The organism is Lientehia hominis (genome assembly GCF_021044755.1).
Lineage (GTDB): Bacteria > Bacillota > Clostridia > Lachnospirales > Lachnospiraceae > Lientehia > Lientehia hominis.
Genome location: NZ_JAJNOR010000007.1, coordinates 18,483 through 33,512 on the forward strand (window position 1 = coordinate 18,483; position 15,030 = coordinate 33,512).

A 15,030-nucleotide genomic window follows, 5' to 3' on the forward strand; every position below is an offset into this window, starting at 1 on the left:
TTATTATTGCAAGTAATAGTAAATTTAAAAATTATTTTTAAATAGTACAAATTATTGTACATCAAGATAATCACAAATAATGGAAGCAGTTGCTTCAGGACGTTCCATTTGGGGAAGATGTGCAGTTTCGTTTATAATCTCATATTCAATAGCCGGATTAACCAAACAGTAGTCTTCGATTGTTTCCTGAATCTGCATTTCCCGTTCTCCGCCTATTATAAAGATACTGTTATTTATATTCTTTAATGAGTGGTTAATACTGAGACATGTATAATTGCTTTTGATACTGGCATATAAAGCTTTTGCAGAAGAATCTCCCAAATGAGCCGATTCATGATAGATGGAAATCGTCTCGGGTTCAATATTGTTTGAATCTGAATAATTGACTGTACTAAATTTGTCCGTTATACTTCTCCTGCTGTTGGCAATATTATAAATTAAAGTACCGATGACAGGCAGATCAATCAAAAATTTATATCCTTTACCATACTTGTTAGGGGTCTGGCCACATCTTAAAACAGTATCAGGATTTATTAAAACGATCTTATCAAATAACTCTGAGTTATTATTGCAGGCAGTAATAACAAAAGCACAAGAGGAACCGGTGGCAATCACATCTGCCCGATGTCCTATTACGGACTTTATAAAATCAGTAAGCAATTGAACATATAAAAAATTTGTATAAGTTAGATTTGGTTTATGGGAACGGCCACAGCCCAGAAGATCAACAGCATATACAGTGTGAGATTTGGAAAGATACTTTAACACTTTATTCCATTCGTAACCAGAAGAAGCAGTTTTAAGATCATGAATCAAAAGAAGTGGTTTCCCATGACCGATTTTTGTATAGAAAATGTCTCCAAAACGCCAGGAATAAATATTACTTTTTTCTTTCTCCAGTAAATTTTTTGCGGTAGATTTTATGAAAATAAATTTATTAATAGCAGCAATAATCCCAGCCGTCGCTGCTGCCAGGAGAACACCTTTTGCAAATTTACTTTTTTTACTCATATTAAGAATTCCTTTTCTAAAAATTAAGGGAAAGTACCAATAGTAAAATTTAATAATACATATTATATGAACAAATAAAGGCTATTATCATTATAATACAATTTAAAAGTATATACAAGAAAAGATTATCTTAAGTTATAAGAATTGAATTATAATAAGAAATAGAGGTTATAAAAACATAATTTAATTCTTTCTATGTTTCACGTGAAACATTTTATAATTGGTTTCTTGATTTATATATAATGGATGCATATAGGCCAACATAATTGATAGAGCTATGTTTCACGTGAAACAAAATTATGAAATTATTAAGAATTAACAGTGGTAATGAATTGTAGATAATGCTATAATAATTCTTGTATAGAAAGGACAGCACAAATGGGAAGAATTATAGCAATTGCAAATCAAAAAGGCGGTGTAGGAAAAACAACTACAGCCATTAATCTTTCTGCATGCCTGGCTGAAGCTGGAAAGAAAATATTGACTATAGACTTGGATCCTCAGGGAAATACGACGAGCGGTCTAGGGGTAAATAAAAATGAGAAGGAGCATACGACTTATGAGCTTCTCATTGGACAATCCACTGTGGAAGAGTGTCTGTTACAAGAAGTTCTTCCTTTATTGGATGTACTGCCCTCTAATGTTAATTTATCTGGTGCGGAGATTGAACTAATCGGCATAAGCAAAAAAGAATTTGTCCTGAAGAGAGAAATCGACAAAATTCGTGATAATTATGACTTTATCATTATAGACTGTCCTCCTTCTTTAAATATGTTGACAGTGAATGCTATGACAACCGCTGATACTGTGCTTGTACCCATTCAATGTGAATACTATGCATTGGAAGGACTGTCACAGCTGATACATACGATAAATCTTGTCAAACAGCGGTTAAATCCTTCTCTTGAACTGGAGGGAGTTGTTTTTACAATGTATGATGCAAGGACAAATCTATCCCTGCAGGTTGTGGAAAATGTAAAAAACAGTCTTAAGAATACCGTTTATAAAACAATTATTCCGCGTAATGTTCGTCTGGCAGAAGCCCCCAGTCATGGAATGCCGATCACATTGTATGATACAAGATCTGCCGGAGCAGAAAGCTATCGATTATTGGCAGAAGAAGTGATACAAAAAAATGAGACAGAAGAATAATAGATTGCGATATGTTTTATATGAAAGACGATATATTATCAGATAATTACTTAATATTATAGAAAAAATGCAAGATAAGTAAATGTTTATATTATTTAAAATTTATCCTAGAAAGGAATAATGACATGGCACGAGCAAAAAGAAGCGGCCTTGGAAAGGGTCTGGATTCTTTAATTCCAATGGGAATGGAGCTGGAGGATATCCAACGTCCAGCCCAGAAGAAGAATGTGCAGATGAGCGCAGGAAGCGAATCAGAGATTTCTACTGATTCCAAAAATGAGAGACCGCAGACTTTTTTAAAGGTCAGTCAGATAGAACCAAACCGTGAACAGCCGAGAAAGCAGTTTGATGAAGAATCTCTGGCAGAGCTGGCAGAGTCCATAAAGCAATATGGTGTTCTTCAGCCCCTTCTTGTACAGAAGAGAGAGGACTATTATGAAATAATAGCAGGGGAACGGCGCTGGCGGGCTGCCAAACTTGCTAAGGTAAAAGAAGTCCCGGTGATCATAAAAGAGTATACCCCCCAGGAAATCATGGAGATTTCACTGATCGAGAATATACAGAGAGAAGATTTAAACCCTATAGAGGAAGCGTCAGCGTACCAAAGGCTGATAGATGAATTTCATCTAAAACATGAAGAGATTGCCGTTCGGGTTTCCAAGAGCAGGACGGCGATAACCAATTCCATGCGTCTTTTGAAGCTGGATAAGAGAGTGCAGCTCATGTTAGTTGAGGGGGAAATATCCGGCGGTCATGCGAGGGCATTACTTTCGTTGGAAGACAAGGAGATACAATATAAAGTAGCGGAGAGAATCATTGAACACAAGCTGAGTGTGAGGGAGACTGAGAAATTAGTAAAATCCCTTCTGAATCCGAAAAACCCTAAAAAAACGGAGGAGACAGATTCCGGACAGGATTTCATTTACAAAGATATAGAGAGTAAGATAAGGGAAATTCTGGGAACGAAGGTAAACATTAATAGAAAAGACGCAAATAGAGGAAGAATAGAGATAGAGTATTATTCCATGGAAGAGCTGGAACGGCTCATGGATTTATTTGGAAATATGAAATAATCAGAATCCATTAGGATTAAAAATTATGGACGCGGCAGAAGCAGGAGGAAAGACGGATGGAAAACAGCATACTGAATGATTTAGGCTTTGACCCGATTATTTTAATTGTCGGGTTGGTGGTCCTGGTTGCAGTTCTGGCGGTTTTGGTGGTGGCGCAGATTGTAAAGACATCAAAGCTGGCTAAAAAATATGACAGATTTATGCGGGGACGGGATGCAGAATCTCTGGAGGAAATATTTGCCCAGGCTTTTGACGATCTTCGCATGCTGCAGGCTGAAGACAGAGCGAACAAGGATGCTTTAAAGGTAATCAATAAAGTGTTGGTCAAATCATTTCATAAAACGGGACTGGTGAAATATGACGCGTTTCCCGGAATGGGAGGAAAATCCAGCTTTGCTCTGGCTCTTATGTCTCAAAATAAAAGCGGCTATATTCTGAATGCGGTACACAGCAGGGATTCATGCTATGTGTATGTGAAGGAAATCATAAAAGGTGAGACGGATGCTCCTCTTGGAAGAGAAGAAGAAAAAGCGGTCAGAATTGCATTGGGATTGGAAAGGCCGGAGAATTGACCGAAGGAAAGAGAATAAGCGAAATATTAATAAAACAGCAAATAGAGATAATAAAGTAGAGGAACGCGTCTCCGCGTTCCTCTTTGCCTGTTCTCCCGGGCCGCAATCAAGCAAGGCAGGATACCGGCAGAAAGATTCCAAGAAATATATCATATCTTATTGTACAATATACATAAAAATTCCATATTAAAAGTTCAAATTTTGTACAGATAAAGAGAATATAAATCTTCGTATATGGATTGACAAAACATTAACGAAGAGATATAATAATAACAGATTGTTAAGAACTTATCAAAAATAAAAGATAAGACAGGAACAGAAAATGGAACTCTCAAAAGGATTATCAGGAGGTAGGAAGGGAATGGCAAAGACAGAGAAAGTAAAGCAGGATGCAGTGATCGACAATGTGGAAAAGCTTCTTGCAAAAATGGAAGAAATGAGAGAAGCTCAGAGGAAATTTGCTGCATTTACCCAGGAGCAGGTGGACAAAATCTTTTATGAAGCCGCGATGGCCGCAAACCATCAGAGACTCCCTCTTGCGAAAATGGCGGTGGAAGAGACCGGCATGGGTGTGGTAGAGGATAAGGTAATAAAGAACCATTATGCGGCGGAGTATATCTACAACAAATATAAAAATGAAAAGACCTGCGGCGTTATTGAAGAAGATACGGCATTTGGATATAAGAGGATTGCAGAACCGATCGGATTGATCGCGGCGGTAATTCCGACTACGAATCCTACCTCCACGGCAATCTTTAAGACATTGATCGCATTGAAGACCAGAAATGCCATTATCATTTCTCCTCATCCCCGTGCAAAGGCATGTACAATTGCCGCCGCAAAAGTGGTTCTGGAAGCAGCAGTGAAGGCCGGAGCGCCGGAAGGAATCATATCCTGGGTAGACGTTCCCTCACTGGAGCTGACCAACGAGGTTATGAAGGGGGCAGATATCATATTGGCGACGGGAGGCCCCGGCATGGTGAAAGCGGCATATTCCTCCGGAAAGCCAGCGCTCGGTGTCGGCCCCGGCAACACACCGGCTATCATCGATGATACAGCGGATATACGAATGGCGGTGAATTCTGTTATCCATTCCAAGACCTTTGACAACGGCATGATCTGTGCTTCGGAGCAGTCTGTGATCGTTCTGGAGAAAATATACAGAGAAGTAAAGGCAGAATTTAAAAAGAGAAAATGCTATTTCCTGAATAAAGAGGAATTGGATAAGCTGCGCGGAATCATACTCACGGAGGCCGGGACAGTGAACGCCAAGATTGTAGGCCAGCCGGCGCCGGTAATCGCACAGCTCGCCGGGATCGAAGTGCCTGCAGATTCTAAGATCCTCATTGGCGAGGTGGAGTCTGTGGATATTGCGGAACCCTTTGCCCATGAAAAGCTGTCGCCTGTTCTGGCAATGTATAAAGCGTCTGGCTTTGACGATGCCGTAGCCAAGGCAGAAAGGCTGGTAGCGGACGGGGGCTATGGCCATACGTCGGTCCTCTATGTAAATACGGCTACAGAAGACGGAAAGGAAAAGATAGCGAAACATCAGGCGGCCATGAAGACCTGCCGTATCCTGATAAATACTCCTTCATCCCAGGGAGGCATCGGTGATCTTTACAATTTCAGGCTGGCTCCTTCCTTGACCTTGGGATGCGGTTCCTGGGGCGGCAATTCCGTATCGGAAAACGTAGGAGTAAAGCACTTGATCAATATTAAGACCGTTGCCGAGAGGAGAGAGAATATGCTTTGGCTGAGGACACCAGAAAAGATTTATTTCAAGAAGGGCTGCATGCCGGTCGCATTGGATGAACTCGGTACTGTCATGAATAAGAAGCGTGCGTTTATCGTGACCGATACTTTCCTCTATAAAAACGGTTATACGAAGCCGATCACCGATAAGCTGGACGAAATGGGTATTGTGTACACATGCTTCTATGATGTGGAACCTGATCCTAAGTTAAAGTGCGCGAAAGCCGGAGCTGAGATGATGAGGAGCTTCGAACCGGATACCATTATTGCTCTGGGCGGCGGCTCTGCCATGGACGCGGCTAAGATTATGTGGGTAATGTATGAACATCCGGAAGTGGATTTCATGGATATGGCCATGGATTTCATGGATATCCGGAAGAGAGTATATACCTTTCCTAAAATGGGAGAGAAAGCATATTTTGTGGCGATACCCACATCAGCGGGAACAGGTTCCGAGGTGACGCCGTTTGCGATCATTACCGATGAAAAAACGGGAAAGAAATGGCCGCTGGCAGATTATGAGCTGCTTCCCAACATGTCCATTGTGGATGTGGATAATATGATGAATATGCCAAAGGGGCTGACCAGTTCTTCTGGTATTGATGTCATGACCCATGCTCTGGAGGCTTACGTATCGGTAATGGCCTCTGACTATACCGACGGTCTGGCTTTAAAGGCCATAAAGAATGTATTCAATTATCTGCCCCGTGCGTATGAACTTGGCGCAGCGGATGTGGAAGCCAGAGAGAAGATGGCGGATGCGTCCTGTATGGCGGGATTGGCCTTTGCCAATGCCTTCCTGGGTGTGAACCATTCGCTGGCCCACAAGCTGGGGGCATTTCATCATATTCCTCACGGCATAGCCAATGCCCTGGTGCTGACATATGTGATCCGATTCAATGCGGAGGAGGCGCCTGTTAAGATGGGTACATTCCCTCAGTATAAGTATCCGCACGCATTTGACAGATACGTGGAAGCGGCCAGATTCGCGGGGATCACAGGGAAAGATGATCATGAAGTGTTTGAGAATTTCATAAAGGCCCTGGAGGACCTTAAGGAAAAGATCGGGATTAAAAAGAGTATTGCTGAATACGGCATTTCAGAAAAAGACTTCATGGAGACCTTGGATGTGATGGTAGAACAGGCCTTTGATGACCAGTGTACCGGAGCGAATCCCAGATATCCTCTCATGAGCGAATTAAAAGAAATCTATCTGGACGCTTACTATGGAAGATAAAAAAGCCCCCTGCTGCAATGCAGCTTTCGTGGCCAGATAAATTGAACAATAAAGGAACCGGCAGTCTGTGCAAAAGCAAGACAGCCGGTTCCTTTTTCCATGGTTTTATATCAATGCCTGCAGATTTTTTTAAGCAATATCAGGAAATCTTTTTTTCGTGGAGCCTTGTCTGTTTTTTTTTGACATCCTCATAATCCGGTTCACCTAAATCCAGCTCATCTTTAAACGGAGAACAATTTTTTCTGATGAATTTATCAGCTCCACCGGTGGCGAGATATCCGACGACAAATACGAACAAAAACATTAAAATAACCGCGATAACTTGCATAGAGCCACCCCCTTGTTTATTTGAAAATAACATATTTAACATAAAGGTGGTATTATGGCTTGAAAAATCATGTAAAGATTATATTAAGATTTATCGGCCTTAATACAATCTTAATACTGCCGGAATTTATTTAATTCTTTCTTAAGCGCTCTGCTTGTAGAATAGGCGGTAGACGATGGAAAGGGGCTTAACGATGGAAAAGGTGTGGAAGCGGGTTCACCGAGCATCGCCGATGAAAATAATCATTGCGGGTTACTTTTTTATTATACTTTTAGGAGCCGGCCTTCTTTGCCTTCCGATATCCATAAAGGCAGGAGAAAGTCTTACCTCCTTCTCCGACGCGTTGTTTACTGCCACTTCGGCCACCTGTGTGACCGGACTGGTGAGATTTGATACATATACCCACTGGTCCTTTTTTGGGCAGCTTGTCATCCTTCTATTGATACAAGTAGGGGGAATCGGTTTTATGACCTTTGCCATATACGCCGTTTCCATGACAAAGAAAAAGATAGGACTTACTACCAGAGTTATCATGCAGAATGCCATATCCGCGCCGCAGGTCGGCGGAATCGTTCGGATGACCCGTTTTATCCTGTTTGGAACCTTTTTGATAGAAGGAACGGGGGCTGTGCTTCTGAGCCTGTATTTCTGCCCGAGGCTGGGGTTTTTCGAAGGCATATGGTATGGTATTTTTCACAGTATATCCGCCTTCTGCAATGCCGGATTTGACCTGATGGGCAAAAGAGAGCCGTTTTCTTCTTTGACGACGATTGGAGGAAATTGGTATGTGAACGGAATCATAATGCTTCTTATCATCATTGGCGGACTTGGTTTCTTTGTATGGAGGGATCTGGCGAACAACCGTTTTTCTCTGAAGAAGCTCCGGCTTCACAGTAAGCTTGTGCTCGTGGTCACTGCCGGACTGATTGTTTTTGGAGCTTTGCTGCTGTTCGTCTTTGAACAGGGCAATGCGGATTTTGTGCAGATGCCATTTTCCCAAAAGGGTCTTTCTGCCATATTCCAATCCGTGACAGCGAGAACGGCGGGATTCAACAGCATGGATCTGGCTAAAATGACGCAGTCCAGTCAGTTTCTGCTCATCTGCCTGATGCTGATCGGGGGATCCACCGGATCCACGGCAGGCGGCGTTAAAACCACTACACTGGCCGTATTTATGGTAAGCATTGTTTCTACCATGCGTCAAAAGAAAAATATGGAAGTATTCGGAAGGCGTCTGGATGATGGAGTCATCCGTTTGGCGACCTGCATTTTCAGTATGTATCTGATTCTTTCTTTGACGGTGGCAATGGCCCTGTCTTCTATAGAAGGAATACCGCTTTTGACGGCTTTGTTTGAGAGTGCTTCTGCCGTGGGTACGGTAGGGCTGACATTGGGAGTGACAACTGGGCTTGGTATGGTGTCCAAATGCCTGATCATGTTTTTGATGTTTGTAGGCAGAGTAGGGTCCGTCACGATCCTCGTGGCGCTGGCATCAGAGAAAAACCGTACGGTATCAAAGCTGCCTCTGGAAAAAATACAGGTTGGATAGATAAATAGGGGGATTTTTCATGAAAACAGTATTGGTAATTGGTTTGGGAAGGTTTGGCCGCCATATGGCACAGAAGCTTCTGGAGGAAGGAAATGATGTGCTGGCTGTGGAAAAAGATGAGGACAGGGCTGACAAAGCGGCGAGCATCCTGCGGGATATCCAGATAGGGGACGCGACGGATGAGCAGTTTATCTCATCCATAGGCATCAATCATTTTGATATGTGTGTGGTAGCAGTCGGGGATAATTTTCAGAGCGCCCTGGAGATCACAGTCCTTCTAAAGGATATGGGGGCGAAATTTATCTTAGCCCGCGCCAGCCGGGACGTGCACAGAAAACTGCTTTTGCGGAACGGTGCGGACCATGTGGTATACGCTGAGCGGGAAATGGCAGAACGCCTGGCCATTAAATACGGGGCAAAAAATATCTTTGATTACATAGAACTTACGGAAGAAATCGGTATATTTGAGATAGCCGTCCCGGTTTCCTGGTATGGTAAGAGCATTATAGAAAAATCGGTGCGCACCCGTTATCATATAAGCATCCTGGCGACAAAGAAAAATGGGAAGATATATCCTCTGCCGCCTTCGGACCATCGTTTTTCTGGGGATGAGACCTTAATGGTGATGGGTTCTGAAAATGATTTGAGAGCTCTTATGAGATAAGGGCGGAATAAAAACATAGGAGAATTGGAACTGGAAAGCATAAAGATTCCTTAATGGGATTTTTATGCTTTCTTTATTTATTAAAAAAAATTCCTAATCCTATTTTTATTTTGTTTGCGGTATGCTGTTTGCTGTAAAGCCGGATTTGCAAAAGCAGACAGACATTAGGAGAGGTGAAAGAGATGATGCAGTTAATGTTGCAGTATGGATTTTATCTGATTGTTCTGGTAGCGCTGGCCATTCCCCTTGGCAGCTATATCGGAAAAGTCATGAATGGAGAACACGTTTGGCTGTCCCGTATCCTGTCTCCCTGCGAGAGAGCGGTATATCGGGTAATGCGTGTTAGAGCAGATGAGGAAATGAACTGGAAGAAATATGCCGTATGTGCGTTTCTTTTCAGCGGAATCGGATTCCTGTTTGTGTTTCTGATTCAGATGCTTCAAGGTGTATTGCCGGGAAATCCCCAGGGAATCCCCGGAATGTCATGGCATCTGTCTTTTAATACAGCCGTCAGTTTTGTGACAAATACCAACTGGCAGGCCTACAGCGGTGAAGCACAGGCCAGCTATCTGATTCAGGCACTGGGATTGGCCGTACAGAACTTTGTGTCGGCGGCGACCGGAATCGCCGTATTATTTGCCCTGATCCGCGGGTTCATAAGGGTAAAGACGAATGGGCTGGGAAGCTTTTGGGTGGATATGACGAGAACGGTCTTATATATTCTGATCCCTCTTAATCTTGTGATCTCCGTATTTCTGGTGAGTCAGGGTGTGGTTCAAAGTTTGAAGCCAGCTGAAACAGTAGAGCTTCTGGAGCCGGTAGCCGTGGACGCAGAAGGGAATTTTTTGGAAAACGCGGAAATCGATCTGGAGAATGGCGTGGTCACCGTGGATGGGACGATAGTCCCGGACGCGGATATCATTACAGAGCAGATTGTTCCGCTGGGGCCTGCAGCCAGTCAGATTGCCATTAAGCAGACGGGGACGAACGGCGGCGGTTACTATGGCGTGAATTCGGCCCATCCGCTGGAAAACCCCACATGGCTGTCCAATCTCGTCGAAATGATATCCATTTTGCTGATACCGGCGGCCCTCTGCTTTACTTTTGGGCGAAATGTGAAGAGTAAAAAACAGGGAAAAGCGATATTTGCTGCGATGTTCATCATGCTTGTCATCGCGCTTGCCTGTGTGGCAGTCAGTGAACAGTCGGCCACACCAGGGCTGGCTCAGGAAGAGGCCGTGGATATCTCCATGAACGATCAGGCCGGAGGAAATATGGAAGGTAAAGAATCCAGGTTCGGTATCGCAGCATCCTCCACTTGGGCGGCATACACGACTGCGGCATCCAATGGTTCCGTAAACTCCATGCACGACAGTTATACTCCGCTGGGCGGCATGGTGCCGATGATCTTGATGCAGCTTGGCGAGGTCATATTTGGAGGCGTCGGATGCGGTCTGTATACCATGCTCGCCTTTGCGATATTGACCGTATTCATAGCCGGCTTGATGGTGGGAAGGACCCCGGAGTATCTGTGCAAGAAAATAGAGCCATATGAAATGAAATGGGCGGCAGTGGCCTGTCTGGCTACGCCGGTCGCGATTTTGATCGGAAGCGGTATCGCGGTCCTTGTGCCTAGCGTATCCGATTCTCTCAATAACAGCGGAGCTCATGGATTTTCCGAAGTGTTATATGCGTTTACCTCTGCTGGAGGCAACAATGGATCGGCCTTTGCGGGGCTTAATGCCAATACGGTATTTTTAAATGTGAGCCTTGCCGTCTGCATGCTGGCGGCCAGATTTGCACCTATGGCGGCGATGCTTGCCATCGCGGGAAGCCTGGCGAAAAAAAAGAAGATTGCCGTGACGGCAGGGACTTTGTCTACCAGCAATGGAATGTTTGTATTTCTTCTGATCTTTATCGTACTGCTGGTAGGAGCGCTGAGCTTCTTCCCGGCACTGGCACTGGGACCGCTTGCGGAATTCTTCGCTTCATAAGGCACTATGTCCTATGATTTGTATGGCATAAGGAGGTATATAAGAAATGTCTGGTAAAAAGAAAAGCGCTCTGGCCGATAAGAAAATGGTGGCCCGGGCCATAAAGGATTCATTTATAAAATTAAAGCCCGGGACACAGGTGAAAAATCCGGTCATGTTTTTGGTGTATCTGTCAGCCATATTGACAACGATACTCTGGATCGTCTCACTGTTTGGAATAAAAGACGCTCCGTCGGGGTTCACCTTGGCCATCGCGGTCATCCTGTGGTTTACGGTATTGTTTGCAAATTTTGCCGAAGCGATTGCGGAAGGGCGGGGAAAGGCCCAGGCAGATGCCCTGCGGTCAGCAAAAAAGGATGTAGAGGCACACAAGATTTTGTCTGCCGATAAAAAAGAAGCGATTAGCAAGGTTTCTTCTGCAGCTTTGAAGAAAGGAGATCTTGTCATTGTAAAGGCAGGAGAACAGATCCCTGCCGACGGAGAAGTCATAGAAGGAGCGGCTTCCGTGGATGAGAGCGCGATCACAGGAGAATCCGCTCCTGTCATCCGGGAAAGCGGCGGCGACAGGAGCGCAGTGACCGGCGGCACAACAGTCCTTTCCGACTGGCTGGTAATCCAGGTCACCAGTGAAGCCGGAGAAAGCTTTCTGGATAAAATGATTGCCATGGTGGAAGGCGCATCCAGAAAGAAAACACCGAATGAGATTGCACTTCAGATTTTCCTGATCGCGCTTACGGTCATATTTATTCTGGTGACGATTTCACTCTATACTTATTCCGTTTTTTCCGCTGACCAGGCGGGAATTCCGAATCCAACCTCTGTTACTACGTTAGCCGCACTTTTAGTCTGCCTTGCGCCGACCACGATCGGAGCACTGCTTTCTGCCATCGGGATTGCCGGCATGAGCCGTCTTAATCAGGCAAATGTGCTGGCCATGAGCGGTCGTGCCATTGAGGCCGCCGGCGATGTGGATATTCTTATGCTGGATAAGACGGGGACAATAACATTGGGAAACAGGCAGGCATCTGAATTGATCCCCGTTGACGGAACACTTCCGGAGGAGCTGGCCGACGCGGCCCAGCTGTCCTCCCTGGCTGATGAGACGCCGGAGGGAAGGAGCGTTGTGGTCCTGGCGAAGGAACAGTTCGGAATCCGGGGCAGAAGCCTGGAAGATAAAAATATGGAATTTATTCCGTTCAGTGCGAAGACCAGGATGAGCGGTGTGAATTATGATGGAAATGAGATCAGGAAAGGTGCTGCCGATACAGTGAAGCAGTATGTGCTGGATAATGGAGGGAGCTATAGCAGGGAATGTGATGAAGCAGTAAAGAAAATATCCAAGCAGGGTGGCACACCTCTTGTTGTGGCAAAGAATCACAAGATCCTGGGAGTCATTCACCTGAAAGATATCATCAAGCAGGGGGTTAAGGAAAAATTTGCGGATCTCAGAAAAATGGGTATCAAAACCATTATGATCACCGGGGATAATCCGCTGACGGCGGCAGCCATAGCCGCTGAAGCCGGCGTCGATGATTTCCTGGCAGAAGCGACGCCGGAGGGGAAGCTCCAGATGATAAGAGATTTCCAGGCAAAAGGGCATCTGGTGGCTATGACGGGAGACGGGACGAACGATGCTCCGGCCCTGGCCCAGGCAGACGTGGCGGTGGCCATGAACTCCGGAACCCAGGCAGCAAAGGAAGCAGGCAACATGGTGGACCTGGATTCCTCACCCACAAAGCTGATCGAGATCGTCCGGATAGGAAAACAGCTGCTGATGACCAGAGGAAGCTTGACTACCTTCAGTATAGCAAATGATGTGGCAAAATACTTTGCTATTATACCGGCCCTCTTCATGGGACTTTACCCGGGTCTTTCTGCTCTGAATATAATGGGTCTTCACAGCCCATACAGTGCTGTCTTGTCCGCGATAATCTATAATGCACTGATAATCATTGCGTTGATACCCTTGGCCTTAAAGGGTGTGAGATATCGGGAGGTTTCCGCGGGAAAGCTTCTCTCCCGGAACCTGGTGGTGTACGGTATTGGAGGCGTCATAGCGCCGTTTATCTTCATTAAGCTGATTGATATGCTGCTAGTAGCGGCGGCACTGGTTTAAGAAAGGCAGGTAATTAAGATGAAAGCAATAAAGACGATTTTACCTAAGGCGGCCCTTTTGTTCCTGCTTTTTACGGTTATATGCGGAATTTTATATCCCGGCGCCGTGACCGCGGCGGCCCAGATGGTATTTCCGGATAAGGCAAACGGGAGTATCATTGAGGTAAACGGCAAAAAGTATGGAAGTGCGCTTCTTGGGCAGCAGTATACAGACGAGACCCATATGTGGGGAAGGATCATGAATCTGAATACGGGTACTTACAAGGATGAAGACGGGAATGCTGTGATGTACGCCTCTCCTTCCAATCTGAGTCCGGCCGGTAGAGAATATAAGGAGCTGGTGTCGCAGAGAGTGGAAAAAATCAGGTCTGCCCATCCGGAAAAAGGAGATACGCCGATACCGGTAGATTTGGTAACCTGCTCAGGGAGCGGGCTGGACCCGGATATCTCCGCGGCGGCCGCGGATTATCAGGCAGAACGCCTGGCGAGGGAGAATGGCAGATCTGTGGAGGAAATCGAAGATATCATTGAGAAATGTACAACACATAAGATCCTTGGGATCTTTGGAGAAGAGACGGTTAATGTACTGAAGGTGAATCTGATGCTGGACGGTATTTTGGAATAGGGAGGTTTGGAGATGTATAAAATGAAGACTGTGCGAAGGGAAGAGTTCAGGATAAAGGAAAAGATTTCTGGCGTCTGCGAAGAGGCGGGATTAAGTTCTCTGGTCTATGGGATCAGTACCGAGCTGTCTCTGAATCCGGATATTTACGAAAGAGAAGACGGAAGTATTTGGATTTATTATGAACATTCGGAATTTCCGTGCAGCCTTCTCCTTGAAGAATATGGTACGCTCATGGCGGCGCTCCATGAGAAATACTCCATTGTTATATACGGAAGTGCTGGTGGCAGAGAAGCTGCCCAGCTGCAGGTGGAGAAGGGAGAACCAGAAGGTAGCTGGTGTTATGAAAAGAGCAATATATCAGGAACGGATTTTGAAGAACTGGAGAGTCTCTGTATCGTAGTCGGTACGGAAGGAGGAGAAAAAGAAAAGGAGTTGGCGGAATTGCTCCGCGGTGTCCGCTGGGAGCATGAAGCGCTGGCTGTGAGACGGAGCTGGTATATGGAAAAGGCGCTGTCAGGCCTGGAGGAAATGTGTCCGGGCACCTATTTCCGGTATCTGCCTCTTACGGAAGACGCGGAAAAGGCCGTTTGGATGGAATCGCTCACCGTAACACAGATTGCGGAGCTCTGGAGTCTTCTTTTAGAGAACGGAGTCGGGGCGGCAGAATTTGAATATGCGCTGGAAGCGCTGGAATATAAAAATCTGGATTCGGTCTACTCCTGGGAGCTGTCCCTGAGAATGGCTCTTAATGACAGTGGGGTCACGGTACAGTACGAGGATCATGGATTCCGGATGGAACGGGCGGACGGAAGAAGGATGGTGTATGATTACAGGACCGGCACGGCGGCTGAAAAGATGCTCCTTAAGATTTTGTTTCCCGTTTCTCTTACATGAAGCTCTTAATATAATCTTTATGGAAAATGGGAATTATCTCATAGGATTCTTATAAAATTTGTGT

12 protein-coding genes are annotated in these 15,030 nt (G+C 45.1%); 10 read left to right on the plus strand and 2 right to left on the minus strand.

The window, feature by feature from the left end:
• Positions 1-51: 51 nt before the first annotated feature.
• On the minus strand, positions 52-1,011 hold the full coding sequence (locus LQE92_RS11680) for an alpha/beta fold hydrolase (protein ID WP_231063136.1): 960 nt from the start codon (positions 1,009-1,011) through the stop codon (positions 52-54).
• Between the two features lie 378 nt (positions 1,012-1,389).
• On the opposite strand from LQE92_RS11680, the gene LQE92_RS11685 reads away from it, so the two are divergent.
• From LQE92_RS11685 to adhE, 4 genes are all read left to right on the plus strand, one after another.
• Positions 1,390-2,163 carry a ParA family protein gene (locus LQE92_RS11685; protein ID WP_231063137.1) on the plus strand — a complete coding sequence of 258 codons (774 nt, stop codon included), beginning with the start codon at positions 1,390-1,392 and terminating at the stop codon, positions 2,161-2,163.
• Between the two features lie 125 nt (positions 2,164-2,288).
• The gene (locus LQE92_RS11690) at positions 2,289-3,236 is read left to right on the plus strand and encodes a ParB/RepB/Spo0J family partition protein (protein WP_231063138.1); all 948 of its coding nucleotides are present in this window, start codon (positions 2,289-2,291) and stop codon (positions 3,234-3,236) included.
• Between the two features lie 56 nt (positions 3,237-3,292).
• Positions 3,293-3,808, plus strand: coding sequence for a DUF4446 family protein (locus tag LQE92_RS11695; protein ID WP_231063139.1), 516 nt, complete (start codon positions 3,293-3,295; stop codon positions 3,806-3,808).
• A gap of 361 nt (positions 3,809-4,169) precedes the next feature.
• Positions 4,170-6,797: a bifunctional acetaldehyde-CoA/alcohol dehydrogenase gene (adhE, locus tag LQE92_RS11700; protein WP_231063140.1), complete on the plus strand. Its 2,628-nt coding sequence runs from the start codon at positions 4,170-4,172 to the stop codon at positions 6,795-6,797.
• 139 nt (positions 6,798-6,936) lie between these two features.
• On the opposite strand, the gene LQE92_RS11705 is transcribed toward adhE, so the two are convergent.
• Entirely contained in the window at positions 6,937-7,125 is a 189-nt protein-coding gene (locus LQE92_RS11705) for a hypothetical protein (RefSeq protein ID WP_231063141.1), read from the minus strand.
• Between the two features lie 175 nt (positions 7,126-7,300).
• Here LQE92_RS11705 and LQE92_RS11710 point away from each other — a divergent pair, with 175 nt between their 5' ends.
• The 6 genes from LQE92_RS11710 (at position 7,301) to LQE92_RS11735 (ending at position 14,966) form a co-directional block, all read left to right on the plus strand.
• Positions 7,301-8,674 (plus strand): TrkH family potassium uptake protein, encoded by a 1,374-nt coding sequence (locus LQE92_RS11710; RefSeq protein WP_231063142.1) that lies wholly within the window; start codon positions 7,301-7,303, stop codon positions 8,672-8,674.
• Between the two features lie 19 nt (positions 8,675-8,693).
• Positions 8,694-9,338, plus strand: a complete 645-nt coding sequence (locus LQE92_RS11715) for a potassium channel family protein (protein ID WP_231063143.1) — start codon at positions 8,694-8,696, stop codon at positions 9,336-9,338.
• 182 nt (positions 9,339-9,520) lie between these two features.
• On the plus strand, positions 9,521-11,332 hold the full coding sequence (kdpA, locus tag LQE92_RS11720) for a potassium-transporting ATPase subunit KdpA (protein ID WP_331001295.1): 1,812 nt from the start codon (positions 9,521-9,523) through the stop codon (positions 11,330-11,332).
• Positions 11,333-11,378: 46 nt separating this feature from the next.
• Positions 11,379-13,448: a potassium-transporting ATPase subunit KdpB gene (gene kdpB, locus LQE92_RS11725; RefSeq protein ID WP_231063144.1), complete on the plus strand. Its 2,070-nt coding sequence runs from the start codon at positions 11,379-11,381 to the stop codon at positions 13,446-13,448.
• An 18-nt stretch (positions 13,449-13,466) separates the two neighbouring features.
• On the plus strand, positions 13,467-14,072 hold the full coding sequence (kdpC, locus tag LQE92_RS11730; protein WP_231063145.1) for a K(+)-transporting ATPase subunit C: 606 nt from the start codon (positions 13,467-13,469) through the stop codon (positions 14,070-14,072).
• Positions 14,073-14,084: 12 nt separating this feature from the next.
• Complete coding sequence (locus LQE92_RS11735; protein ID WP_231063146.1) at positions 14,085-14,966, plus strand: hypothetical protein; 882 nt, start codon at positions 14,085-14,087, stop codon at positions 14,964-14,966.
• Positions 14,967-15,030 lie beyond the last annotated feature (64 nt).